A 25719-nucleotide genomic window follows, 5' to 3' on the forward strand; every position below is an offset into this window, starting at 1 on the left:
CACGGAGCACTCACATGCATGACGACCGCACCCTGGTCGAGTCCCGCCTCAAGCGCGTCCTGGACGAACGCATCCGTCCGGCCGTGTACCCCGAGTCCGTTCCGCTGGAGGTGGCGGTCTGGAACGCGCCCGGTGAACCCGTGCCCGTCGAGGAGGGCCTCGCCGCCCCGACGGAACCGATCGAGGTCGGCGCGCGCTGGGGTGCTCCGTGGGGCACCAGCTGGTTCCGGGTCACCGGGACCGTGCCCGAGGCGTGGGCCGGCCGGACCGTCGAGGCCCTCCTCGACCTCGGGTTCGACGAGAACATGCCCGGCTTCCAGTGCGAGGGGCTCGTGTACCGGCCCGACGGCAGCCCCGTGAAGGGCCTCAACCCGCGCAACCAGTGGGTGCGGGTCGCCGCCCCGGCCGGGGGCGGCGAGCACGTCGACCTGCGCATCGAGGCGGCCTCCAACCCGGTCATCCTCGACTACCACCCCTTCCGGCCCACCCGGCTCGGCGACAAGGAGACGGCCGGCGACGAGCCGCAGTACACGCTCGCCCGCATGGACCTCGCGGTCCTCGACGAGGAGGTGTGGAACCTCGTCATCGACCTGGAGGTCCTCGGGGAGCTGATGGCCGAGCTGCCCGTGGAGTCCCCGCGCCGCTGGGACATCCTGCGCGCCGTGGAGCGCGCCCTGGACGCCGTGGACCTCCAAGACGTCAACGGGACCGCGGAACAGGCCCGTTCGCGGCTCCAGGACGTCCTGGCCGCCCCCGCCGTGCCGTCCGCCCACCGGATCAGTGCCGTCGGACACGCGCACATCGACTCGGCGTGGCTGTGGCCGCTGCGCGAGACCGTGCGCAAGGTGGCCCGCACGACCTCCAACATGACCGCGCTCATCGAGGACGAACCCGATTTCGTCTTCGCCATGTCGCAGGCCCAGCAGTGGGCCTGGGTGAAGGAGCACCGGCCCGAGGTGTGGGCCCGTGTGAAGAAGGCCGTCGCCGACGGACGGTTCGTGCCCGCGGGCGGCATGTGGGTCGAGTCCGACACCAACATGCCGGGCTCCGAGGCGATGGCCCGTCAGTTCGTGCACGGCAAGCGGTTCTTCCTCGACGAGTTCGGCGTCGAGAACGACGAGGCGTGGCTGCCCGACACCTTCGGCTTCGCCGCCGGACTGCCGCAGATCATCAAGGCGGCCGGGTCCAAGTGGCTGCTCACGCAGAAGATCTCCTGGTCGCAGACCAACAAGTTCCCGCACCACACCTTCCGCTGGGAGGGCATCGACGGCACCCGGATCTTCACCCACTTCCCGCCCGTCGACACCTACAACTGCTCCATGAACGGCCGGGAGATCGCCCACGCGGCGAGCAACTTCAAGGACAAGGGCGCCGCCCGGCACTCCCTCGCCCCGACCGGCTGGGGCGACGGCGGCGGGGGCACCACCCGCGAGATGATCGCCAAGGCGGGCCGCCTGCGCGACCTGGAAGGCTCCGCGACCGTCACCTGGGAGACCCCCGAGGACTTCTTCCGCAAGGCCGAGGCGGAGTACCCCGACGCACCCGTCTGGGTCGGCGAGCTGTACCTCGAACTGCACCGGGCCACCCTCACCAGCCAGGCGAAGACCAAGCAGGGCAACCGGCGCAGCGAACACCTCCTGCGCGAGGCCGAACTCTGGGCCGCCACCGCCGCCGTCCGCACCGGGTTCAGCTACCCGTACGAGGAGTTGGACCGCATCTGGAAGACGGTCCTGCTCCACCAGTTCCACGACATCCTGCCCGGCTCGTCCATCGCCTGGGTCCACCGCGAGGCCCGCCGCACCTACGAGCGGGTCGCGGCCGAGCTGGAGGCCGTCATCGGCGCGGCCCAGCGGGCGCTGGCGGGCGAGGGCTCGGCGCCCCTGGTCTTCAACTCGGCGCCGCACGCCCGCGACGGGGTCCCGGCCGGTGGCGCGCGGACACCGGCGGTGCTCGGCGAGACGGCTCTGGCACCGCGCGTGGACGGCGGCTACGTCCTGGACAACGGCGTGCTGCGCGTGGAGATCGACGCGCAGGGACTCGTCGTGTCGGCGTTCGACCTGTCCGCCGACCGGGAGACCGTCGCACCGGGGCGGGCGGCGAACCTGCTGCAACTCCACCCCGACTTCCCGAACATGTGGGACGCCTGGGACGTCGACGAGTTCTACCGGAACACGGTCACCGATCTGGTGGACGCCGACGAGGTCGCCCCGGGCGAGGACGGCGTCTCGGTGCGGATCGTCCGCTCCTTCGGCTCATCGAAGGTCACGCAGGTGCTCTCGCTGTCCCCGGGTGAACAGCGCCTGGACATCGACACCGAGGTCGACTGGCACGAGACGGAGAAGTTCCTCAAGCTCGCCTTCCCGCTCGACGTGCACGCCGAACGGTACGCGTCGGAGACCCAGTTCGGGCACTTCTACCGGCCCACCCACACCAACACCTCATGGGAGGCGGCCAAGTTCGAGGCCTGCAACCACCGCTTCGTGCACATCGAGGAACCGGGGTGGGGCGTCGCCCTGGTCAACGACTCGACGTACGGCCACGACGTCACCCGCGCCGTCCGGGACAGCGACTCGGGTACGACGACCACCGTCCGGCTCTCGCTGCTGCGCGCCCCGCGCTTCCCCGACCCGGAGACCGACCAGGGCATCCACCGGTTCCGGCACGCCCTCGTCCCGGGCGCGGCGATCGGTGACGCGGTGCGCGAGGGCTGGCGGATCAACCTGCCGGAGCGGCGGCTGGCGGGCTCCGGCTCCCAGGAGGTCCTGCCGCTGGTCGGTGTCGGACAGGACGCGGTCGTGGTGACGGCGGTCAAGCTGGCCGACGACGAGAGCGGTGACGTGATCGTGCGGTTCCACGAGTCGCGGGGTGGCCGGTCGCGGGCCACCCTCACCGTGGGCTTCGCGTTCGACGACGTCACGGTCACGGACCTGCTGGAGCGGCCGCTCGCCGACGCGACGGAACCCGAGCGGGACGGGACACGTCTGCGGGTGTCCCTGCGGCCGTTCGAGCTGGTGACGCTCCGGCTGAAGCGGGCCTGAGACCCGACGCCGCGGACCGGCCCCACCCGGGGCCGGTCCGCGCGGCCCGCCGCCCCGGCCCGTGCGGAGGCTCGCCGGGCGGCTCCGCAGGCACCCGGGACGGGCGCCCGGCGATCCGGTCCTGCCGGTGGGGCGCGCGGTCGTGTTCCTCGCGGCACGACCCGTCGGACGGTGGTCGGGCCCGCAGGGCCGGCACCCTCACGTGCCGGCGGCTTCACGCGGTGTCCGCTGCGGGTGGAACCGGCGGAACCCACCGAACCGGCGGGACCCACGGAACGTCATTCGTGGTGGGCCGGAGCTACGGAGCGAGCTGCGACCGGAGCCACTGCTCCACCTCGCCGACGTGTGCGGCGGCCGCCGCCCGTGCCGCGTCGGGATCGCGTGCCGTCAGCGCGCGCAGGATCGCCGCGTGCTCGCGCCGGGTGCGGTCGAAGGCGCCCTCCTCCTGGTAGCCGCGCCAGACACGGGCGCGGAACGTGCGGGAGGAGAGCCCGTCCAGGATGGCGGTCATCGTCTCGTTGCCCGCGGCGGCGACGATCTCGCGGTGGAAGGCGAGATCGTGGGCGAGGATCTGCTCCGGATCGTCCGTCGCGTTCATCGCCGTCAGCTGTTTCCCGACCTCGGCGAGTTGGTCCGGGGTGATCCGCGCGGCGGCCATCGCCGTGGCCGTCGACTCCAGGATGCGGCGCAGTTCCAGCAGTTCGACGAGCTGGTGACCGCGGGAGAGATCGGCCACCACGCCGAACGTCTCCAGCAGGTCTCCCGCCTCCAACTGCGTGACGTAGATGCCCGATCCGTGCCGGGCCTCCAGTACGCCGAGGACCGTCAGCGCCCGGATCGCCTCGCGCATCGAACTGCGGGAGATGCCCAGCTGGGACGCCAGGTCCCGTTCGGTCGGCAGCCGCTGCCCCGGCTCCAGTCGGCCCTCCCGGATCAACGCCTTGATCTGCTCGATGGCGCGCTGCGTCACGGTGCCCTTCGGCGGGGCGGGGTCCTTGCCGGGGTCCGCCCCGCCGGGCTGGCTCTCGTCCACGCCACTTCCTCCTGTTGCCGGGTGCGCCGCAGTCTAACGAGCGAAGTGGTCGGACCACCATGGCCGGAAACTGTGAATAGTTGGCTCCAGAGGGTGTCGGAGGCTCGAAGTGGTCTGATAAATATTCGTCCCGGTCGGTAGAGGGACCTCCGGCCACCCGTCCTGCTCGATCACGCTCAATGAGGAGCCGTCAGATGGCCGGCAGAACTGTGCGGAACAGGCGAATCCCGTCGCGGACGGTGTGCGCGGCGGCGGTGGCCGCCTGCGCGACCCTCGCTCTCGCGGCGTGCGGCAGCACGAAGGACGACGTCGCCTCGGGCGGCGGGAAGGGCGACGGAGGCGGCAAGGTGGGGGTGATCCTGCCCCTGCTCACGTCACCGTTCTGGCAGTCGTACAACGACTACGTGCCGAAGATGGCGACGTCGGAGGGAGTGGACGCGCTCAAGACCGTCAACTCCAACAGCGACCCCTCGCAGCAGATCACCGACATCAACAACCAGCTCAACCAGGGCATCAAGGGTCTGGTGGTCGCGCCCCTCGACAGCGCCGCGATCGCCGCGGGCCTGGACCAGGCCGAGCGCAAGGGCGTCCCCGTGGTCGCCGTCGACGTGGCGCCCGAGAAGGGCAAGGTCGCCATGGTCGTACGGGCCGACAACGTGGCGTACGGCGAGAAGGCCTGCCAGTACCTCGGCAAGCAGATCGGCTCCGGCAAGGTCGTGCAGATCATGGGCGACCTCGCGTCCGTCAACGGCCGTGACCGCTCCGAGGCGTTCCGTGCCTGCGTCCGGAAGGACTTCCCGAAGCTGAAGGTCCTGGAGATCCCCGCCAAGTGGGAGTCGGACACCGCGGCCTCCAAGCTCGACACGCTGCTGAACGCCAACCCCGACATCAAGGGCATCTACATGCAGGCGGGCGGTGTCTACCTCGCGCCCACCCTGCAGACCCTCAAGTCCAAGGGCATGCTGAAGAAGGCGGGCGCCGCCGGGCACATCACCATCGTCTCGAACGACGGCATCCCGCAGGAGTTCGACGCCATCCGCAAGGGTGAGATCGACGCCACCGTCTCCCAGCCGGCCGACGCCTACGCCAAGTACGGCATGTACTACATCAAGGCCGCGATGCAGGGGAAGACGTTCAAGCCCGGTCCGACCGACCACGACTCCGAGATCGTGAAGCTGCCCGGCGGCATCCTGGAGGACCAGCTGCCCGCGCCGCTCGTCACCAAGGAGAACGTGGACGATCCGGGGCTCTGGGGCAACACGGTCAAATGAGCACTCCACTGGTCGAGGCGCGGGGGATCACCAAGCGGTACGGCCCCACCGTCGCTCTCCGAGACGGTCGACTCGCCGTGTTCCCCGGCGAGTCCCATGCCCTGGTCGGCCGCAACGGCGCCGGCAAGTCCACCCTCGTCACCCTGCTCACCGGCCTTCAGGCACCCGACGAGGGGACGATCAGCTTCGACGGCCGGCCCGCACCCGCGCTCGCCGACCGTGACGCCTGGCGGCGCAAGGTCGCCTGCGTCTACCAGAAACCCACCGTCGTACCGGAGTTGACGGTCGCCGAGAACCTCTTCATCAACCGGCAGCCGGCGGGCCGGGGTGGCTTCATCAGCTGGCGCCGGCTCCGGTCCGAGGCGGCGCGGCTGCTGGAGACCTGGGACGTGCGCGTCGACCCGGACGCACGCACCGCGGACCTCAAGGTCGAGGACCGGCAGATGGTCGAGATCGCGCGGGCGCTCTCCTTCGGCGCCCGGTTCATCGTGCTGGACGAACCCACCGCTCAGCTCGACAGCCGGGAGATAGAGCGGCTCTTCACCCGGATGCGGGGGCTCCAGGAATCCGGCGTCACCTTCCTGTTCATTTCGCACCACCTCCAGGAGGTGTACGAGGTCTGCCAGACGGTCACGGTCCTGCGGGACGCCCGCTGGATCACCACCGCGCCGGTCGCCGACCTCCCGCGCCCCGCCCTGATCGAGGCCATGGCGGGGGAGTCGATCGCCGAACCGGCCGTCGAAGCGCGGGAGTCGGACGGGGACGCACCCGTGGTCCTGGACAGCACGGGACTCACCTCCCCGGCGTACGAGCGGATCGACCTGACCGTCCGCCGGGGTGAGGTCGTCGGGCTCGCCGGCTCCAGCGGCAGCGGCAAGACCGAGCTCGCCGAGTCCTTCGCGGGACTGCACACCCCCACCGGCGGCAGCGCCCGGCTGGACGGCGAGCGGCTCCCGTTCGGTGACGTGGCCGCCGCGCTGAAGGCCGGCGTCGGCTGCGTTCCGCGGGACCGGCACGAGCAGGGCCTGGTGCCCGGGATGAGCGTCGGTGACAACGTCACCCTGAGCGTCCTGGACCGGCTGGGCCGTCGCGGGTTCATCGGCACCGGCCGCAGACGCGGTTTCGCCGCCGGGCTCATCGAACGCCTCGGCATCCACACCGAGGGGCCCGAGCAGCCGGTCTCCGACCTCTCGGGCGGCAACGCGCAGAAGGTCGTCATGGCCCGCGCGCTCGCCTCGGACCCGCGCCTGCTCGTCCTGATCAACCCGACCGCGGGCGTCGACGTGAAGTCCAAGGAGTCCCTGCTGTCCCGGATGGACAGCGCCCGTGAGGACGGCACCGCCGTGCTGGTCGTCTCCGACGAACTCGACGACCTGCGCCGCTGCGACCGCGTCCTCGTCCTCTTCCACGGCCGTGTCGTCGCCGAGCATCCGGCGGGCTGGCGCGACCACGAGCTGATCGCCTCCATCGAAGGAGTGGACCATGGCAACGGCACCGCCGCGGGGGACACCCCCCAGGCCCCCGGGAGCGGCGGGGGAGGCCGGGATGACTGAGACGAAGACCCCGGCGCTCACCCCCGCCCGCACCCCCGACCCACGCGCCGCCAAGGCCGTCCTCCTGCGCAGGGCCCGCGAACTCGCCCTCGTGCCGGCCCTGTTGCTCCTGGTCGTGCTCGGCGCGTTCGTCAACGACTCCTTCCTCACCGAACGCAACATCATCTCCATCCTCGGAGCCTCCGCCGCCCTCGCGATGGTCGTGCTCGCCGAGTCCCTCGTCCTCATCACCGGCAAGTTCGACCTGTCGCTGGAGTCCGTCGTCGGCATCGCGCCCGCTGTCGGCGCGCTGCTCGTCCTGCCCGCCGCCCGGTCCGGCTGGGGCACGGAGTTCCCGGCGGCGCTCGCCCTCCTCGCGATCCTCGTCGTGGGCGCCGCCATCGGAGCCTTCAACGGCGTCCTCGTCGTGAAGTTCAAGCTGAACGCCTTCATCGTCACGCTCGCCATGCTGATCGTCCTGCGGGGCCTTCTGGTCGGAGCGACCAAGGGCAAGACCCTGTTCGGCATGCCCGACGCGTTCTTCTCCCTCGCCACCACGACGTTCCTGCGGGTCCCGCTGTCGGTGTGGCTGGCCGCCGTCGCCTTCGCGGTCGCCGGTCTGGTCCTCAAGTACCACCGCGTCGGACGCGCGTTGTACGCCATCGGCGGCAACGCCGACGCGGCCCGCGCCGCCGGCATCCGGGTCGAGCGGGTGATGCTCGGGGTGTTCGTGGTCGCGGGCGTGCTCGCGTCGGTCGGCGGCGTCATGCAGACCGGCTACGTCGGCGCGATCAGCGCCAACCAGGGCAACAACATGATCTTCACGGTGTTCGCCGCCGCGGTCATCGGCGGGATCAGCCTCGACGGCGGCAAGGGCACCATGTTCGGCGCCCTCACCGGTGTCCTCCTCCTCGGCGTGGTGCAGAACCTGCTCACGCTCGCCCAGGTGCCGTCCTTCTGGATCCAGGCCATCTACGGCGGGATCATCCTCGTCGCCCTCATGATCGCCCGGGTGACCACGGGCCGCGCGCAGGACTGAGCGACCGAGCACCGGGGCCCGGACCGGCGGACGCCCCACCGAGGACCCCCTGTCACCGACCGAAAGGCCTTCCGTGTCCCCGACCCCCGCCCGCATCACCGCGGTCGACACCTACGACGTCCGTTTCCCCACCTCGCGCGAGCTCGACGGCTCGGACGCGATGAACCCGGACCCCGACTACTCGGCGGCGTACGTCGTCCTGCGCAGCGACGCGCCGGACGGGGCCGAGGGGCACGGCTTCACCTTCACCATCGGGCGGGGCAATGATGTCCAGGTCGCCGCGATCGACGCGCTGCGTGGTCATGTCCTCGGCCGGCCGGTGGACGAGCTGTGCGACGACCCGGGCTCCCTCTCCCGGGACCTGGTCGGCGACAGCCAACTGCGCTGGCTCGGACCGGAGAAGGGCGTGATGCACATGGCGATCGGCGCCGTGGTCAACGCCGTGTGGGACCTGGCGGCCAAGCGCGCCCGCAAACCCCTGTGGCAGCTTCTCGCGGAGGCCGACCCCGCCTGGCTCGTCGGCCAGGTCGACTTCCGCTACATCACGGACGCGCTGACCCCGGACGAGGCGCTCCACCTGCTGCGCCGGGGGAGGGAAGGGGCGACGGAGCGCACCGCCACCCTGCGCGCCGAGGGCTTCCCGGCCTACACCACCTCACCGGGCTGGCTCGGCTACAGCGACGAGAAGCTCACCCGGCTCGCCGCGGAGGCGGTCGCCGGGGGATTCCGTCAGATCAAACTGAAGGTGGGGGCGGACCTGGCGGACGACGTACGCCGCTGCCGGGTCGCCCGCGCCGTGGTGGGCCCGGACATCCGCATCGCGATCGACGCCAACCAGCGCTGGAACGTCGACGAGGCGATCGACTGGACACGGGCCCTCGCCGAGTTCGAGCCGTACTGGATCGAGGAGCCGACGAGCCCGGACGACATCCTCGGCCACGCCGCCGTCCGCTCGGCCGTCGCCCCCGTCAAGGTCGCCACCGGTGAACACGTCCAGAACCGCATCGTGTTCAAGCAGCTCCTCCAGGCGGGTTCCGTCGATGTCCTGCAGATCGACGCGGCCCGGGTCGGCGGGGTCAACGAGAACCTCGCCATCCTGCTCCTCGCGGCCAAGTTCGGCATTCCCGTCTGCCCGCACGCGGGAGGCGTCGGACTGTGCGAACTCGTCCAGCACCTCTCGATGTTCGACTTCGTCGCCCTGGCCGGCACCACCGACGACCGGGTCATCGAGTACGTCGACCACCTGCACGACCACTTCACCGAACCGGTGGTGATCCGCGACGGCCGCTACACGGCACCCACCGCTCCGGGCTTCTCCGCCACGATGCGCCCCGAGTCCATCGCGGAGTTCACCTATCCGGACGGCTCCTTCTGGACCGCCGACCTCGCCCGGCGGGACGCCGACGAACGCAAAGGGAAGGCAGCATGACGGACCCTCAGGACCTCCGTGACTTCGACGGGCTCACGGCGCTGGTGACGGGCGGCGCCTCCGGCATCGGCCGGGCCACCGCCGACCTCCTCGCCGCCCGCGGTGCCCGCGTCGCCGTCCTCGACCTCGACCCGTCGTCGGTCGGCAAGCCGCTCACCGGCCACCGCGCCGACGTCACCGACGACGCCTCGGTGCGGGCGGCGACGGCCGCCGCGGTCGCCGGACTGGGCGGCCTCGACGTGCTCGTCAACAACGCGGGCATCGGCGCCCGCGGCACCGTCGAGGACAACGACGACGAGGAATGGAGCCGCGTGCTGGACGTCAACGTCCTCGGCATCGTGCGGACCACCCGAGCGGCGCTGCCCCACCTGCGGGCCTCCTCGCACGCGGCGATCGTGAACACCTGCTCCATCGCGGCCACCGCCGGACTGCCCCAGCGCGCCCTGTACTCGGCCTCCAAGGGCGCCGTCCTCGCCCTCACCCTCGCGATGGCCGCCGACCACGTCCGCCAGGGCATCCGCGTGAACTGCGTCAACCCCGGCACGGTCGACACCCCGTGGGTCGGCCGGCTCCTCGACGCCGCCCCCGACCCGGCCGCCGAACGCGCCGCCCTGGAGGCCCGCCAGCCCACCGGCCGGCTGGTGTCCGCGCCCGAGGTCGCCGGGGCCATCGCCTACCTGGCGAGCCCCCTGTCCGGCGCCACCACCGGCACCGCGCTCGCCGTCGACGGCGGCATGCAGGGCCTGCGACTGCGCCCGGCGGGCCGGTGAACACCCTCGGCGCGAGCGGGGTCCCCGTCGGCGCCCTCTCCTTCGGCGCCGCCGGCATCGGCAACCTGTACACGAAGGTGACCGACGAGCAGGCCCGCGCGGCCGTCGACGTCGCCTGGACCTGCGGCATCCGCACCTTCGACACCGCCCCGCACTACGGCATCGGCCTCTCCGAGCGGCGGCTCGGCGCCGCCCTGCGCGACCGGCCCCGCGCCGCGTACACCCTCTCGACCAAGGTCGGCCGCCTGCTGGAACCCGCGGACGCGGGCGGCGACGACCTCGCCCACGGCTTCGCGGTGCCGGCCACCCACCGCCGTGTCTGGGACTTCAGCGCCGACGGGGTGCGCCGGAGCCTGGACGCCAGCCTCGAACGGCTCGGCCTCGACCGGGTGGACGTCGTCTACCTGCACGACCCCGACGACCACGCCGAGCAGGCCTTCCACGAGGCGTACCCGGCGCTGGAGAGGCTCCGCGCACAGGGCGTCGTCGGCGCGATCGGCGCGGGTATGAACCAGACCGCGATGCTCACACGCTTCGTCCAGGACACGGACGTCGACGTGGTCCTCTGCGCCGGCCGCTACACCCTCCTCGACCACGACGCCCTCACCGCCCTGCTGCCCGCCGCCCGCCGGCGCGGCACCTCCGTCGTGGTGGGCGGCGCCTTCAACTCCGGTCTGCTGGCCGACCCGGGCCCCGGGTCGACCTACGACTACGCCCCCGCACCGTCCGCGTTGCTCGACCGGGCGCTCCGCCTGAAGGAGATCGCCGAGCGCCACGGGACCACGCTGCGGGCCGCGGCCCTCGCCCTGCCCGCGGCGCACCCCGCCGTCGCGAGCGTCCTCGTTGGCCCCCGCTCCGCAGCCGAAGTCCGCGACTGCGCGGCGCAGTTCGCCACCCCCGTACCGGCGTCCTTCTGGCGGGAGCTGCGCGCCGGCGGCCTGCTGCCGGACTCCGCCCCCCTCCCCGTACCGGAGCCGTCATGAGAGTCGCCCTGCACACCAAGGTCCGCCCGGAGCGCGTCGCAGCCTACGAGGCGGCGCACCGACAGGTGCCCGCCGAACTCACCGCGGCGATCCGGGCCGCCGGAGCCACCGCCTGGACCATCTGGCGCAGCGGCACCGACCTCTTCCACCTCCTGGAGTGCGAGGACTACGGGCGCATGCTCGCGGAACTGGACAAGCTCCCCGTGAACATCGCCTGGCAGGCCCGCATGGCCGAACTCCTCGACGTCGTGCACGACTACTCCGGCGCGGGCGCCGAGGCGGGACTGCCCGTGGTCTGGGAACTGCCGTGACGGTCGACGCGCACCACCACGTGTGGGACCTCGCCGTCCGGGACCAGGACTGGATCACCGGACCCGAACTCCGGCCGCTGCGCCGGAACTTCGGGATGCCGGACCTCGAACCCGAGGCCGCGGCGGCGGGTGTGGACCGTACCGTCCTCGTGCAGACGGTCACCGTCGCCGAGGAGACTCCGGAGCTGCTCGCCCTCACGCGGGAGAACCCCCTGGTGGCCGGCGTCGTCGGCTGGACCGACCTGACCTGCCCCGACGTCGCCGACGAACTGGCGCGGCTGCGGGAACTGCCCGGCGGCCACCGCCTCAAGGGCGTCCGCCACCAGGTCCAGGGCGAGCGCGACCCCGGATGGCTGCTGCGCCCGGACGTGCGGCGCGGACTCGAAGCCGTCGCCGATGCGGGACTGGTGTACGACCTCGTGGTCCTGCCGCACCAGTTGCCCGCGTGCGTCCGGGCCGCGGCCGACCGGCCCGGGCTCACGTTCGTCCTCGACCACCTGGGCAAGCCCCCCGTCGCCTCCGGTGCCCTCGAACCCTGGGCGAGTGCCGTCCGCGCGCTGGCCGCGCTGCCCAACACCGTCTGCAAGCTCTCCGGGCTGGTCACCGAGGCCGACCCGGCCCGGCGGACCCCGGACGCCCTGCGGCCGTACGCGGACACCGTCCTCACCGTCTTCGGGCCCGACCGGATCATGTTCGGCTCGGACTGGCCGGTGTGCACGCTGGCCGCCACCTACGGCGAAGTCATGGGGATCGCCCAGGAGTTGACGACGACGCTCGGCCCGGGCGAGCGGGAGGCGGTGTTCGCCGGGACCGCCACGCGCGTGTACGGGCTCTGACCCGCGGGCTCCGCCCGGCCGCGGCGGCTCAGGGCGCCCGCCGCGCTGCACCGCCTTCTAGCCGGGTCGGCGGGAGGAAGTCGCGTACGTACGTCCGGTGCCAGCAGGCGCCCGTCTCGCGCAGTTCTGACCACGTCGTGTAGCGGTAGCGGAAGAGGCGGGCGCGGACGAAGCGAGGCGGCGCGTCCGCGGGGAACGGCGAGCGGCGCAGCAGCCGCAGCGTGTCCCGGTCGTTCACCAGCAGCCGTTCCACCAGCCCGCCGAACCACGCGTCGGCGTAGCCGGGGGAGAGCGCGGCGAACCACATCAGCCAGTCGAGGCGCAGATGGTACGGAGCGAACTGGCGCGGCCAGTACCGGGGATCACCGGGCTTGCCCCGGAACGCGTACTCCCGCCAGCCGGTGTCCTCGTGCGGGACCTCGTCGGCGGTGCCCTCGACCACCACCTCGTGGCGCACCCGGCTGACGCTGCCGAACGCCCCGTAGGTGTTGACGAGCCGGAGCGGGTCGAAGGAGCGGTTCATGACCTGCCGCCGCGAGAGCATGTTGCGCACCGGGCGGACGCCGAGCGCCAGCAGCCCGGCGGACACCGCGAGGACGACGATCTCGTACCAGAGCGGGGGCGCCGCGGTGTGCGGCGCGTCTCCGGGGATCCGTACGGCACTCACGGCGATCACGATCGTCGTCCAGTTCAGCCAGGAGAAGTTGCCGGACAGCACCAGCCACAGCTGGGTCAGGATCATCAGGCAGGCCGCGGCGGTCGCGACCGGCTGCGGGGTGAACAGCAGCACCGGCACGACGAGTTGGGTGACGTGGTTCGCGGCCACCTCGACGCGGTGCAGCGGTTTCGGGAGGTGGTGGAAGAACCAGCTCAGCGGCCCCGGCATCGGCTGGGTCTCGTGGTGGTGGTCGAGACAGGTCAGGTCGCGCCAGCAGGGGTCGCCCCGCATCTTGATCAGGCCCGCCCCGAACTCGACGCGGAACAGCAGCCAGCGCAGCAGGAACAGGACCACGACGGGCGGCGCCACCTCGTCGTTGCCCAGGAACACCGCCAGGAACCCCGCCTCCAGGAGCAGGGACTCCCAGCCGAACGCGTACCAGGTCTGGCCCACGTTGACGACGGACAGGTACATCGCCCACGGGAGCAGCCACAGCAGCATCGAGCCCCACAGCGGCAGATACGCGTCGGCGCCCGCGATCAGTGCCACCGACACGGCGCAGCCCGTCCAGGACCAGAGGGCGAAGAAACGGTCCGAGTAGCGCAGATGGAACACGCTCGGGGCGTCCCGGAAGCGGACCCGCCGCAGGAAACGCGGCACCGGCAGCATCCCGCGCTCCCCGATCAGCGCGCGGAACTGCAGCGCCGCGCCGAGGAACGCGACGAGATACAGGACGGCCAGCCCCCGCTGGAGGACCAGCCGGCTCAGCCAGTAGTCGGGTGCCGCGAACCACTCCACGTCGAGCGCTCCTCTCCCGTCCATTGTGACGCTGGGTGACCGTACTCCGCTTGCGTGCGCCAAGAGGGTGACGCAGAGAATGATCCACGACTGGCCCGCGATGAACGGGAGAACGTGGTGCGCATACCCACCAGGCCCCTCGTCACCGGCGGCGCCCTTGCGGCGGTTCTCCTCTTTGCTGCGTGCGGTGGCGGCCACGACCGGGACACGGCGGCGAGCGGAGCGGCCGACGGCGAGGTCCTCCTCCAGCCGCTCTCGGACCGAGGTCCGGACCCCTTCACCGAGTCGACCGCCACCTCCGGCACCACCCCGCCGCCCGTCACCCGAACGCCGCAACCGACGGCCACCGGGGACCAGGGCCTGCGCTCCTTCTCGGGCGCCACACCCGGCCTCTACGGAGGGACCCGGAACACCGGCAGCTGCGACGTGGAGCGACAGGTCGGGGCCCTCGCCGCCGACCCGGCCAGGACCCGCGCCTTCGCCCTGTCCTCCGGCATCGCGCCCGAATCCGTCCCCGGCTATCTGCGCGGACTGACCTCGGTCGTGCTGCGCGCGGACACCCGCGTCACCGACCACGGGTTCCGTGACGGGCAGGCGACCGGGTTCCCGGCCGTGCTCCAGGCCGGTACGGCCGTCCTCGTCGACGACCGGGGCGTGCCCCGGGTGCGCTGCGCCTGCGGCAACCCGCTCGGCCGGCCCCTCGCGACGGACGCAGGCCCGGCCACCCGCGGCCGGCCCTGGAGCGGGTACCGGCCCGCCCGGGTCGTCGTCGTGACTCCGGCGCCCGCCGTGATCACCGGCCTCACGATCATCGACGTCACGGCGGACAGCTGGATCGAGCGGCCCGTCGGACAGGACGGCCACCGTCACGACCGCCCGGTCCCGCGGCCCGGCGGGACGACCCCGCCCGGCCACCCGGACACCTCCCCGAGCCCGCACGGCTCCGCCTCCGGGACCGCTCCCGGCGACGAGGACGGCGTGAGCCCGTCGCCGGACGGCTCCGCCGGGGACTGCGTCACGCCGGACGCGCCACGCACCGAGCCGCCGGAGACCGCCGGGACCACCCCGGCGGAGTCCGCCGGATCCGGCACCGGGCCCTCCGTCGCGCCGACCGACGAGAGCGTCATGGGCGTCTCCCGCCACGACCGCCCCTCAGCGTCGGGCGAGCCGGCCGACTGCGCCACGGCCACCCGCGGCGCGCCTCCTCCGACGCGGCCCGGCACGACCCCGGCCCCCTCCCACTCCGACGGGGAGGTCCCGCGGCCCCGCGGGACGGCCACGCCCGGCCATCCGGCCACCCGGACGCCCTCGGCACCCCCCACCGGGCCGCCGGGCACACCCCCCGAGGGCACTGCCCCGGGCCTCCCCGACGCCCCCGGCGGCGGCGGGCTGGTCCCGGACGACCCGGATCCCGGCGAGAGCGTCTTCGGCGTCTCCACCGGAGTGTTCGACGGCTGAGCGAACGCTCGGTGAGGGGGAGCCCGGCCAAGGGCTCCCCCGGAAGCCGGAGCACGGGCCCCAGAAGTCGAATAATCGGGCAAATGCTGGCAAGGTGGCCCCATGGTTGATCGGGGAGCGAGCGCCCTGTCACTCCCGGACGACTGGCCCGCCCACCCGGATCCGATCCTGGCGCTCAATCGCATGGGCAGCTTCGACTGGGACCTGGACACCGGTCTGATGCACATGGACGCCCAGGCCCACGAGGTCTTCGACGTGCGCCCGGACGAGTACGACGGGCTGCCCGCAACCCTCGCCGTGCGTGTCCCGCCGGCCGAGTCGGCACGCCTGGACACGATGGTGTCCCACGCGCTCAAGGACGGCAGCGAGAACTACGGCGCCTACTTCCGCATCCGCCGCCGCGACGGCGCCCTGCGGTGGACGCACACCCAGGGCTACATCCGCCGCGACGACAACGGCCGGCCGCGCCGGATCGTCGGCATCGTCCGCGACGCGACCGACGAGCTCAGCGAGGCCGCGGCACGCCGTGAGCAGGCCGCCCAGGAGGAGGCCCGGCGCCACCAGACGAACGTCGTCCAGCTCACCACGGCGGCGCTGGCCCACGCCGTCACCGTCCAGGACGTCATCGACGTCCTGGAGGACACCCACGGCCTCACCCACCTGGGCGCGACCAGCCTGGTCATGGGCCTCGTCGAGGCGGGCCGCATCCGCATGGTCGCCACCGGTCCCGTGGACAGCTACGTCCCCGGCACCCGGGTCACCCGCCTGGACGCGCAGTACCCGATGAACGAGGTCGTCCGGAACCTCGCGCCGCACTTCATCGAGTCGCCCGAGGAGTTCGCCGCCTCCTACCCGCTGCTGTGGCCCAACATCACCGGCCTGAACATCACCTCGGCCGCCTATCTGCCGCTCATCGTGCAGGCCCGCCCCATCGGCGCGATCGGCCTGCTCTACAACGACCGGCGCGGCTTCTCGGAGGACGAGCGCAACGTCCTCGTCGCCCTCGGCAGCAGCATCGCCCAGAGCCTCCAGCGGGCCATGTTCTTCGAGCAGGAGAAGGACCTCGCCCAGGGCCTCCAGCAGGCCATGCTGCCGCGCTCCATCCCCAGCGTGCCGGGCGCCGACATCGCCGTCCGCTACCGCTCCGCATCGCTCGGCCGCGACATCGGCGGCGACTGGTACGACCTCATCCCGCTGCCCGGCGGCCGCGTCGGCGCCGTCATCGGCGACGTCCAGGGACACGACACGCACGCAGCGGCCGTCATGGGCCAACTGCGCATCGTGCTGCGCGCGTACGCCGCGGAGGGCCACACCCCGGCCACCGTGATGGCCCGGGCCTCGGTCTTCCTCGACGAACTCGACACCGACCGCTTCGCGACGTGCCTGTACGCCGAGGTCGACCTGTCCACCGGAGTGGCCCAGCTCGTCCGGGCCGGTCACATCGATCCGCTGGTCCGGCACACCGACGGAACGTGCAGGCGGCTGCCGGTGGAGGGCGGCCTGCCGCTCGGCCTGTCCGCCGAGTTCGGGCGCCTCGAATACCCGGTCGCCACCATCGAACTCGACCCCGGCCAGACCCTGCTGCTCTGCACCGACGGACTCGTCGAAGTACCGGGCGCCGACCTCGACGACGGCATGCACACGCTCAGGGAGGTGATCCGTGTCGGCCCGCCGGACGTCGACGATCTCGCCGACCGGCTCATCGACATGGCGGAGGACCGGGGCGGCGACGACGACGTCGCCCTGCTGCTCCTGCGCCGTCGCGGCCTGAGCGACCAGCGCTCCGGCGGGCGGCTCCAGCAGCACGTGGCACCGGGCGACCCCGAGGCGCTCGTCGAGGCCCGGCACATGATCCGGGCCGCGGTCCGCGCCTGGGGTGCCGGCGAGCTCGCCGACGAGATCGAACTGGTCGCCGACGAACTCATCACCAACGCCCTCATGCACACCGAGGGCTCGGCCGTCGTCACCCTGCGGGTGCTGACCGGATCCGACCGCAGACTGCGGGCCGAGGTCGAGGACTCCTCCAGCGCCCTGCCGCGGCGCCGCGAGGCCGGGGAGAACGGTGTGTCCGGCCGCGGACTGCTCCTCGTCGACCGGCTCACCGACGTCTGGGGCGTGGAGGCCCGGGGCGGCGGCAAGGCCGTCTGGTGCGAGTTCGTCGTCCGGGAACGGGACTGAACCGTCCGGAGCCGCGCGTTCCGGCCGGAGGTGTTCGGTAGCGCTGTCGGTGCCGGATGGCACTCTGGACGTATGCCGGAACTGCCCGAGGTCGACGCGCTCAAGGACTTCCTGGCCGACCGTCTCGTCGGCCGCGAGATCGTGCGCGTGCTGCCCGTCGCCATCAGCGTCCTGAAGACCTACGACCCTCCCGTCTCGGCCCTGGAAGGGCGCGAGGTCACCGCCGTCCGCCGGTTCGGCAAGTTCCTCGACATCGACGCGGACGGCCTGCATCTCGTCACCCACCTGGCCCGCGCGGGCTGGCTGCACTGGCGCGACACCCTGCCGGACGGCCCGCCCAGGCCGGGCAAGGGGCCGCTCGCGCTGCGCGTCGCGCTGGAGACCGGCGAGGGCTTCGACCTCACCGAGGCCGGCACCCAGAAGCGCCTCGCGGTGTACGTCGTCGCGGACCCGGAGCAGATCCCCGGTGTCGCCCGCCTCGGCCCCGACCCGCTCGCCGACGACTTCGACGAGGAGCGCTTCGCTGGCCTGCTCCGGGGGGAGCGGCGTCAGCTCAAGGGCGCGCTGCGCGACCAGAGCCTGATCGCGGGTGTGGGCAACGCGTACAGCGACGAGATCCTGCACGCCGCGAAGATGTCCCCGTTCAAGCTCGCCTCCTCCCTGACCCCGCAGGAGACCAGCCGGTTGTACGAGGCGCTGCGCGTCACCCTCGCCGAGGCGGTGGAGCGCTCCCACGGGCTGGCCGCCGGCCGGCTCAAGTCCGAGAAGAAGAGCGGCCTGCGGGTGCACGGGAGAGCGGGGGAGGCCTGCCCGGTGTGCGGCGACACCATCCGGGAGGTGTCCTTCAGCGACTCCGCCCTCCAGTACTGCCCGACCTGCCAGACCGGTGGCAAGCCGCTGGCGGACCGCCGCATGTCCCGCCTGCTCAAGTAGCGGAGCGGACGGGCGCCGGTCAGGGAGCTTCGAGGGTCACCAGGTGCTTGCCGTCCGCCGTGCGCACCTCGAACCGGCCGATGTCGGCGCTCCGCAGGGCCGCGCCGCCCCGCATCCGGGTGGCCTCGCCGTGGTGGGGCGGGACCATCCAGCTGGTCACGGTCTCCTCCGTGCCGTCCTTGCCGACGGCGACGAGCTGGCAGGAGCGGGGACCGCCCGGGTCCTTGACCCGGACGTCGACGTCGGTGCCCCAGGTCCGGTCCGCGGTCGTCACCTGGGCCCAGACCCCGGTGCCCGCGTCGGTGGCGGCGACCCGGTGCTCCTGGGGGGCCGCCGCCGCGACCCGGTTGGCGGGGGTGTCGTGCGCGGTGGCGACCGCGATCGCGGGGCCGCCGGCCGCCAGGACCACGGAGGCCGCCACGACGTAGAGCAGGCGCCTGCGCCCCGCCCGGTTGCGCGCGGCCACCTCGCCGAGGAGCCGGTCGAGCAGCCGCGGCCCGGGGGCGGCGAACGGGTGCACCGTGCGCGGCGTCGAGCGGCGGTACAGCATCAACTGCCGTGTGGCGGGGCGAAACTCGCTCACGTGCGCCGTACACCGAGGGCACTCCATGAGGTGGTCCTCGAAGCGGAAGGCTTCCGCCTCGTCGAGCACGCCGAGTGCGTAGGCGCCGACGTCGCCATGCCGTTCCAGGGACCTCATACCGAATACCGAATCCTCGTGGCGATGGTGCGGACTGTGAGTGGTGCTGCTGTTGCCCACGGGTACGCACCAGACCGCCGAATCACTCAAGACCCGTCCGGAATCGCGGTTCAGACATTCGGAGCGCCGGTGCCCGCGGATTGGTGCGGGTCCGAGGAAATCTCGCGGCGCGGTGGAGGAGGCGGTGGCGGGGGACGTTCTCAGAAGAGGTGGATGGCGAGATGCCCGAGCGGAAGCCCCAGCCGCCAGGCGGGCGTCCACACCTTGGGTCCGTCGTCCTCGCCCGGTACGGGACCGCCCCCGGGCACCGCGTCCAGGTCCGGAGCGAGCAGCTCGGTCTCCTCCAGCCAGCGCCAGGCCGTCGACGCCAGCTCCAGGTCGGGGTCGGGCGCGGCCGACCCGGCGGCCTCGGCGGCGCGCAGCGCCATGCGTTCGCGCACCCACTCCTGCCAGGGCTGGTCGTAGGCGGTCAGGGAGAGCCAGGTCTCCAGCTGCGTGATGACCCGGATCCCGGAGAGTTCGCCGCTGCTGTCGGACAGGAAGATGGTCAGCGCGAGGGCGTCACGCCCGGCGCGGAACTCGAAGGATGTCGGCGGCATCAGATCGCCGGTCCGCAGCAGTTCGTCGGCGATGTACTCGGCGTACAACCAGGCCATGGGAACGGTGAGTTCGCCACCCCCGGTGCCGTCCGTGCTCTCTTGCCCTCTGTGCAGCATCCCTTCCTGCCCTCCTCCGGTGCGTGCGCGTCGCCCGATCCCGGGCCCCGGTCCGGAACACGGATGAGGCAAGCTGAGTGCTCAACCATGGTCGTCGGCAAGGCGCTTTACGGAGGCTTGACCAAGCCTTCGGTTTCACCGCAGGTCGGCCGCATATCCCGGGAGTACCCGGCGCAGGGCGCGCAGCGCGTAGTACGCGCGGGACTTCACGGTACCGGGCGGAATGCCCAGGGCCTCCGCGGCCTCCGCCACACTCGCCCCCTGGAAGTACACGAGCACCAGGACTTCACGGTGCTCGGGAGTGAGTGTCTTCACAGCCTCCCGCACATCGAGGGCCGCCGCCGACCGTTCGGCGTGATCCGCGCAGATGCGCGCGTGGTCGAGGACGGCGTCCCCGACCTCCGGCGGGCGGGCCTGCCGGGCCCGCCGCGCGTCGATGGCGAGCCGCCGCCCCACGGTGAGCAGCCAGGGGCGGACGGAGTCGAAGGCGTCCGCCCGGAGCGCCTCTGGGTGCTGCCAGGCGCGGACGAGCGTCTCCTGCACCAGGTCCTCGGCCCGCTGCCGGTCGCCGTCCGACAGGCGCAGCAGCAGGGCGAAGAGGGGCCGGCCGTGCTCGCGCTGCAGCGCGGCCAGCTCGTGCTCGGCGGTCGTCCCGCTCGTGATGGTGGTGGTTCCGGCCGTCATGGCGTGTATGGCAGCGCGATGCGCTCCGCGCGGACAGGCCGCCGACACGCCCGTGCGGTGGGCGGTCGATGCCGTCGGTGAACGGTGCGCCGAACGGTCCCGCCGAGGTGGAAGCCGGGATTCCGGCGGTCCCGCACGGCCGTTCGGCGCCGGTCACTCCAACGGGCGGGCGCGCGGGCGCCGAATGGGCGAGCCGCGGTGGTGCCTCCTTGACCGCCGGCCGCCCGTGTACCTGGAATCGCCTCAATTAGTAATCAAATACGACCAGATGGGGCCGGGCATGATCACACGCGCGCGACAGATCAATCTGGCCATCGCGGCCGTCCTCATCGCCACGGCCGCGGCCTGCCAGGCGCAGGACTCGTCCGGACACCGCCGGGACGGGCAGCCCGCCCCCGGTGCCACCCGTCCCTTCACGCTGGTCGCCTCGGGGGACGTCCTGCCGCACAGCTCGATCATCGACCGCGCGGCCTCGGACGCCGGAGGCGACGGATACGACTTCCGGCCGATGCTCGCGGGCGTCCGGCCGATCGTGTCCGGTGCCGATCTGGCGATCTGTCACATGGAGACCGTCTACGGCGCCGACGGCGACTACTCGGGGTACCCCACCTTCAAGTCCCCGCCCCAGGTGGCCGAGGGCCTCGCCGCGACGGGCTACGACGCCTGTTCCACCGCCTCGAACCACAGTCTGGACGACGGCGCCGCGGGCATCGGCCGCACCCTGGACGCGCTCGACCGCGCGGGCGTGCGGCACGCCGGATCCGCCCGCACGGCTCGGGAGGCGAGCGGAGCCACCATGCTGCGAGCGGGCGGCGCCCGGGTCGCCCAGCTCGCCTACACCTACGACACGAACGGGATCCCGCTCCCGCAGGGGCAGCCCTGGGCGGTCCGGACGATCGACCCGGACCGGATCGTCGCGGACGCCCGCGCCGCCCGGAAGGCCGGCGCCGACGTCGTGGTCGTCTCCCTGCACTGGGGTACCGAGTGGCAGGACGAACCCGACGAACAGCAACTGGACCTGAGCCGCCGGCTGACTGCGTCCGCCACCGCCGGGCGGGCGGACATCGACCTGATCCTCGGCACCCACGCGCACGTCCCGCAGGCGTACGAGAAGGTCAACGGCACCTGGGTCGTCTACGGGATGGGCGACCAGATCGCGGGCGAGATGTACAACGGCGAGGGCGTGCAGGACCCGCGCGGCAACGAGAGCACCATCGGACGGTTCACCTTCGCGCCCCCGGCACGGGCGGGCGAACGCTGGAGGGTCACGAAGGCCGAGTTCATCCCGCAGGGCTTCGACCTCGACGCCGGCCGGGTCCTCGACCTCAACGCCGCACTGGACCAGGGGGCCGCGGTCGGCGCCGTCCGTGACCGTGTCCGCGACGTCGTCCTGAGCCGGGGCGCGGGCGAGGACGGCCTGGTGATGGGGAAGTAGGGGACGTCGGCGACGTCCGGCGGGGGATCCTCGGAGGCGGGCTACGGGACGACGGTGACGGGCCAGCGGCCCGCCTTCACCAGCCGGATCGCCACCGACCCCACGATCCGGTGGCCGGCCTGCTCGGAGGCGCCCACCACCACCGCGTCGGCCTTCAGCTCGTCGGCCGCGGTGACCAGGCCGTTGTACGGATCGCCGCGGAAGGTGTGGAACTCCCAGCGCACATCGAATATGTCCTTCACCCGCTCGGCCGCGTCGCGGATGTACCGGATCAGATCCTCGGCGATCTCGTCGGTCGTCTCCGCCACCGGCACTCCGAGCGCGGCCCCCGCCGCCATCACCGGCTGGATGTAGACCACCGCGAGCAGCGCCCGCTGCCGCCGTGCCAGACCCCCCGCGTACGCCGCAGCGCGCAGCGAGGACTCGGAGCCGTCCACCCCGACCACGATGACCTTGGGACCGTCCGTCCCGCGCTCGAACCCCTGTGCGTGCTGCTCATCCGTCACGGCTGTGAGGTTAGCGGAACCCGCAGGTCCCACGGCCGCGGGGGAGCCGGGAGGAATCGCTCGACGGGCGGGGCGGCCTCCCCCTTCCTACAGTCGGAACCATGAGTTCCACCGTGGAGGCCCGCCCGCCCAAGGACAGAGCCGCTCCGGCACGGCCGTCCCCGCGCGGATTCCTCAGCAAGGTGCCCGAGGGATTCGCGACCTTCTTCGGCATCATCGGACTGCTCTGCGCCGTACTGGCCTTCATCGCCCCGCTGCGCCGGGTGCTGCGCCCCGTCACGCGCTTCCTCGACCTGCTGATCATCCCGGTCAGCGCCAACCTCGCGTACGCCGTCTTCCTCTTCCTGCTCGCCGCCGCCACGGCCGCCCGCAAGAAGATCGCCTGGTGGCTGGTGGTCGTCTACCTCGGTCTGCTGGTCCTCACCGACATCCTCGGCGTCGCCGTCGGCCTGTACGCGCAGTCCGTGCCCTCCCTGGTCGTCTGCGGGCTCCTGCTGGCCCTGCTGATCGTGGCCCGCCGCGAGTTCTACGCCGACTCGCGCCGCGGCGCCGTACGGCGGGCCCTGCTCGTCCTGATCGCCGGACTCGTCGTCGCGATCCTGGTCGGCTGGGGCCTGGTGGAGCTGTTCCCGGGAACCCTGCCGCACAGCCAGCGACTCCTGTGGGCCGCCAACCGGGTCTGCGGCGGACTGGTGTCGGGCGGCTCCTTCGACGGCCGGCCACCACGCTGGCTGTTCTTCGTCCTCGGTCTGTTCGGCGCCCTCGCCCTCCTGAACGCCGCCGCCACGCTGTTCCGTTCCCAGCGCATGGTGGCCGCCCTGCACGGCGACGAGGAGGCCCGCATCCGTGCCCTCCTCCAGGCCTACGGCGCCGACGACTCCCTCGGCTACTTCGCCACCCGCCGCGACAAGGCCGTCGTCTTCTCGCCCAGCGGCAAGGCCGCCGTCACCTACCGCGTCGAGGCGGGAGTCTGCCTCGCCAGCGGCGACCCCGTCGGCGACCGGGAGGCATGGCCGCACGCGATCGACGCCTGGCTCGACGCGGCCCGCCGCTACGCCTGGGCGCCCGCCGCGATGGGCGCCTCCGAGGAGGGGGCCAAGGCCTACGCGCGCGCCGGGCTCGGCGCCCTCCAGCTCGGCGACGAGGCGATCCTGCACGTCGCCCGCTTCGACCTCGGCGGCCGTGACATGCGCGTCACCCGACAGGCCGTCAACCGCGTCAAGCGCTCCGGCGCCACCTGCCGGGTGCGCCGCCACTCCACCCTCACCGAGACGGAGATGGAGGAGATCGTCCGCCGGGCCGACGCCTGGCGCGACACCGAGACCGAGCGGGGATTCTCGATGGCCCTGGACCGCCTCGGCGACCCCGAGGACGGCGACTGTCTGCTCGCCGAGGCGATGGACTCCGACGGCAAGCTCCTCGCCCTGCTCTCCTTCGTGCCCTGGGGCCGCGACGGCATCTCCCTCGACCTGATGCGCCGCGACCGCAGCGCACCCAACGGCGTCACCGAGTTCATGGTCGCGGAGGTGTGCGCCGCGGCCGGGAAGTTCGGCGTACGGCGGATCTCCCTCAACTTCGCGGTGTTCCGCTCCGTCTTCGAGGAGGGCGCCCGCATCGGCGCGGGCCCCGTGCTGCGGCTCTGGCGCCGGCTGCTGCTGTTCTTCTCCCGGTGGTGGCAGCTGGAGGCGCTGTACCGCTCCAACGCCAAGTACCACCCCGAGTGGTACCCGCGCTTCATCTGTTACGGCGAGACCGGCTCCCTCGCCCGCATCGGCATGGCGTCCGCCATCGCCGAGGGGTTCGTCTCCGTCCCCTCGATGCGCTCGCTGTGGGGCAAGGGGCACTCCCGAGGCGGACCCCAGCCCGCCACCACGGCCGGACTGCCCTCGCTGTCCGCCCTCGGCCTGGCCACCGGCGAGGGGAGCGCGGCCGAGGAGACCACCGCGGGCCTCCCCGACCAGGTCCGGGTGCGGCACCGCAAGCTCGACCGGCTGCGCGCCGACGGCACCGACCCCTACCCGGTCGGCATCCCGCCGCGCACCCATCTGCTGTCCGAGGTCCGCGGCGGCGAGGACGTCACCGTCGCCGGGCGCGTGATGCTCGTCCGCGACTTCGGCGGCATCCTCTTCGCCGTGCTGCGCGACTGGTCCGGCGACCTCCAGCTCGCCCTCACCCGCCAGGAGTCCGGAGCGGCGCTCGACCGCTTCCGCCAGGTCGTCGACATCGGCGACCACATCACCGCCGACGGCCTCGCGGGCGCCAGCGACCGGGGCGAACCGACCGTCTTCGTCAGCGCCTGGCAGCTCACCGCCAAGTGCCTGCGCCCGCTGCCCGACAAACGCAAGGGCCTCGCCGACCCCGAGGCCAAGGTGCGCCGCCGCTATCTCGACCTGGTGTCCAGCCCCGGCGCCCGCGACGTCGTACGGGCCCGTTCCACGGCCGTCCAGGCGCTGCGCCAGGGCCTGCTGGAGCGCGGCTACCTGGAGGTCGAGACCCCGATGCTCCAGCAGATCCACGGAGGCGCGAACGCCCGGCCGTTCACCACCCACATCAACGCCTACGACCTGAACCTCTATCTGCGCATCGCCCCCGAGCTGTACCTCAAACGGCTGTGCGTCGGCGGACTGGAGAAGGTCTTCGAGATGGGCCGCACCTTCCGCAACGAGGGCGTCTCCTACAAGCACAACCCCGAGTTCACGATGCTGGAGGCCTACCAGGCCTTCGCCGACTACGACGTGATGCTCGACCTGGCCCGCGAGCTGATCCAGGGCGCCGCCACCGCCGCCTTCGGCTCACCGATCGCCCGCAAGGGCGGTACGGAGTACGACATCTCCGGGGAGTGGCCCGTCAAGACGGTCTACGGCGCGATCTCCGAGGCCCTCGGGGACGAGGTCGACGCCGACACCTCCGTCGAGGCGCTCCAGCGGCTCTGCGACCGCGCGGGCGTGCCGTACGTGGACGACGACGGGCGCGGCGACATCGTCCTGGAGATGTACGAACGTCTGGTCGAGGAGAAGACGCAGCTGCCCACCTTCTACAAGGACTTCCCGACCGACGTCTCCCCGCTCACCCGGCAGCACCGCACCGACCCGCGCCTCGCCGAACGCTGGGACCTCGTCGCCTTCGGCACGGAACTGGGCACCGCCTACTCCGAGTTGACCGATCCGGTGGAGCAGCGCCGGCGGCTCACCGCGCAGTCGCTGCTGGCCGCCGGGGGAGACCCCGAGGCGATGGAGCTCGACGAGGACTTCCTCGACGCGCTCGAGTACGCCATGCCGCCCACCGGCGGGCTCGGGATCGGCGTCGACCGGCTCGTCATGTTCCTGACCGGGCTGACGATCCGCGAGACCCTGCCGTTCCCGCTGGTGCGCCGCCGCTGAAATGGTCCAGGCGGGTGCTTTCGGGACCCTC

The 25719-nt window shown here is 72.5% G+C and carries 20 protein-coding genes; 14 read left to right on the forward strand and 6 right to left on the reverse strand.

Going from position 1 to position 25719, the window contains the following annotated elements; genetic code table 11:
* The first annotated feature begins 14 nt into the window (after positions 1 to 14).
* Positions 15 to 3038: a glycoside hydrolase family 38 C-terminal domain-containing protein gene (locus B0675_RS22075; RefSeq protein WP_081220535.1), complete on the forward strand. Its 3024-nt coding sequence runs from the start codon at positions 15 to 17 to the stop codon at positions 3036 to 3038.
* A gap of 298 nt (positions 3039 to 3336) precedes the next feature.
* On the opposite strand, the gene B0675_RS22080 is transcribed toward B0675_RS22075, so the two are convergent.
* A complete protein-coding gene (locus B0675_RS22080; protein WP_081220536.1) occupies positions 3337 to 4071 on the reverse strand; it encodes a FadR/GntR family transcriptional regulator in 735 nt (244 codons plus the stop codon).
* 194 nt (positions 4072 to 4265) lie between these two features.
* On the opposite strand from B0675_RS22080, the gene B0675_RS22085 reads away from it, so the two are divergent.
* From B0675_RS22085 to B0675_RS22120, 8 genes are all read left to right on the forward strand, one after another.
* On the forward strand, positions 4266 to 5342 hold the full coding sequence (locus B0675_RS22085; RefSeq protein WP_081220537.1) for a sugar ABC transporter substrate-binding protein: 1077 nt from the start codon (positions 4266 to 4268) through the stop codon (positions 5340 to 5342).
* On the forward strand, positions 5339 to 6895 hold the full coding sequence (locus tag B0675_RS22090; protein WP_081220538.1) for a sugar ABC transporter ATP-binding protein: 1557 nt from the start codon (positions 5339 to 5341) through the stop codon (positions 6893 to 6895). The genes B0675_RS22085 and B0675_RS22090 overlap by 4 nt, the downstream gene beginning before the upstream one ends.
* Positions 6888 to 7913: an ABC transporter permease gene (locus tag B0675_RS22095; protein ID WP_081220539.1), complete on the forward strand. Its 1026-nt coding sequence runs from the start codon at positions 6888 to 6890 to the stop codon at positions 7911 to 7913. The genes B0675_RS22090 and B0675_RS22095 overlap by 8 nt, the downstream gene beginning before the upstream one ends.
* A 73-nt stretch (positions 7914 to 7986) precedes the next feature.
* Positions 7987 to 9342 carry an L-fuconate dehydratase gene (locus B0675_RS22100; RefSeq protein ID WP_081220540.1) on the forward strand — a complete coding sequence of 452 codons (1356 nt, stop codon included), beginning with the start codon at positions 7987 to 7989 and terminating at the stop codon, positions 9340 to 9342.
* On the forward strand, positions 9339 to 10112 hold the full coding sequence (locus tag B0675_RS22105; protein ID WP_081220541.1) for an SDR family oxidoreductase: 774 nt from the start codon (positions 9339 to 9341) through the stop codon (positions 10110 to 10112). The genes B0675_RS22100 and B0675_RS22105 overlap by 4 nt, the downstream gene beginning before the upstream one ends.
* Positions 10109 to 11095 (forward strand): aldo/keto reductase, encoded by a 987-nt coding sequence (locus B0675_RS22110; RefSeq protein WP_081220542.1) that lies wholly within the window; start codon positions 10109 to 10111, stop codon positions 11093 to 11095. Before B0675_RS22105 ends, B0675_RS22110 begins: the two co-directional genes overlap by 4 nt.
* Positions 11092 to 11406, forward strand: a complete 315-nt coding sequence (locus tag B0675_RS22115; protein WP_081220543.1) for an L-rhamnose mutarotase — start codon at positions 11092 to 11094, stop codon at positions 11404 to 11406. The genes B0675_RS22110 and B0675_RS22115 overlap by 4 nt, the downstream gene beginning before the upstream one ends.
* On the forward strand, positions 11403 to 12242 hold the full coding sequence (locus tag B0675_RS22120) for an amidohydrolase family protein (protein ID WP_081220544.1): 840 nt from the start codon (positions 11403 to 11405) through the stop codon (positions 12240 to 12242). Before B0675_RS22115 ends, B0675_RS22120 begins: the two co-directional genes overlap by 4 nt.
* Before the next feature lie 28 nt (positions 12243 to 12270).
* Here B0675_RS22120 and B0675_RS22125 read toward each other — a convergent pair whose 3' ends face one another.
* Positions 12271 to 13698 (reverse strand): lipase maturation factor family protein, encoded by a 1428-nt coding sequence (locus B0675_RS22125; RefSeq protein ID WP_081220545.1) that lies wholly within the window; start codon positions 13696 to 13698, stop codon positions 12271 to 12273.
* 117 nt (positions 13699 to 13815) lie between these two features.
* Here B0675_RS22125 and B0675_RS41420 point away from each other — a divergent pair, with 117 nt between their 5' ends.
* From B0675_RS41420 to B0675_RS22140, 3 genes are all read left to right on the forward strand, one after another.
* On the forward strand, positions 13816 to 15156 hold the full coding sequence (locus B0675_RS41420; RefSeq protein WP_081221941.1) for a DUF6777 domain-containing protein: 1341 nt from the start codon (positions 13816 to 13818) through the stop codon (positions 15154 to 15156).
* Between the two features lie 102 nt (positions 15157 to 15258).
* Positions 15259 to 17334 carry a SpoIIE family protein phosphatase gene (locus B0675_RS22135; RefSeq protein ID WP_081220546.1) on the forward strand — a complete coding sequence of 692 codons (2076 nt, stop codon included), beginning with the start codon at positions 15259 to 15261 and terminating at the stop codon, positions 17332 to 17334.
* A 72-nt stretch (positions 17335 to 17406) separates the two neighbouring features.
* Positions 17407 to 18267 carry a DNA-formamidopyrimidine glycosylase family protein gene (locus B0675_RS22140; protein ID WP_081220547.1) on the forward strand — a complete coding sequence of 287 codons (861 nt, stop codon included), beginning with the start codon at positions 17407 to 17409 and terminating at the stop codon, positions 18265 to 18267.
* Positions 18268 to 18286: 19 nt separating this feature from the next.
* Here B0675_RS22140 and B0675_RS22145 read toward each other — a convergent pair whose 3' ends face one another.
* The 3 genes from B0675_RS22145 to B0675_RS22155 all read right to left on the reverse strand — a co-directional run bounded on the left by B0675_RS22145 (position 18287) and on the right by B0675_RS22155 (position 20367).
* On the reverse strand, positions 18287 to 18967 hold the full coding sequence (locus tag B0675_RS22145) for a zf-HC2 domain-containing protein (RefSeq protein WP_081220548.1): 681 nt from the start codon (positions 18965 to 18967) through the stop codon (positions 18287 to 18289).
* 200 nt (positions 18968 to 19167) lie between these two features.
* Positions 19168 to 19683, reverse strand: a complete 516-nt coding sequence (locus tag B0675_RS22150) for a hypothetical protein (protein ID WP_081220549.1) — start codon at positions 19681 to 19683, stop codon at positions 19168 to 19170.
* A 135-nt stretch (positions 19684 to 19818) separates the two neighbouring features.
* Complete coding sequence (locus B0675_RS22155) at positions 19819 to 20367, reverse strand: sigma-70 family RNA polymerase sigma factor (protein ID WP_081220550.1); 549 nt, start codon at positions 20365 to 20367, stop codon at positions 19819 to 19821.
* A gap of 280 nt (positions 20368 to 20647) precedes the next feature.
* Here B0675_RS22155 and B0675_RS22160 point away from each other — a divergent pair, with 280 nt between their 5' ends.
* Positions 20648 to 21802 (forward strand): CapA family protein, encoded by a 1155-nt coding sequence (locus tag B0675_RS22160; protein ID WP_081221942.1) that lies wholly within the window; start codon positions 20648 to 20650, stop codon positions 21800 to 21802.
* A gap of 41 nt (positions 21803 to 21843) precedes the next feature.
* On the opposite strand, the gene B0675_RS22165 is transcribed toward B0675_RS22160, so the two are convergent.
* Complete coding sequence (locus B0675_RS22165; protein WP_081220551.1) at positions 21844 to 22308, reverse strand: universal stress protein; 465 nt, start codon at positions 22306 to 22308, stop codon at positions 21844 to 21846.
* Positions 22309 to 22409: 101 nt separating this feature from the next.
* On the opposite strand from B0675_RS22165, the gene lysX reads away from it, so the two are divergent.
* Positions 22410 to 25688, forward strand: a complete 3279-nt coding sequence (gene lysX, locus B0675_RS22170) for a bifunctional lysylphosphatidylglycerol synthetase/lysine--tRNA ligase LysX (RefSeq protein ID WP_081220552.1) — start codon at positions 22410 to 22412, stop codon at positions 25686 to 25688.
* Positions 25689 to 25719: the final 31 nt, after the last annotated feature.

The sequence above is a fragment of the Streptomyces sp. M41(2017) genome (genome assembly GCF_002078175.1).
Taxonomy (GTDB): Bacteria; Actinomycetota; Actinomycetes; order Streptomycetales; family Streptomycetaceae; genus Streptomyces.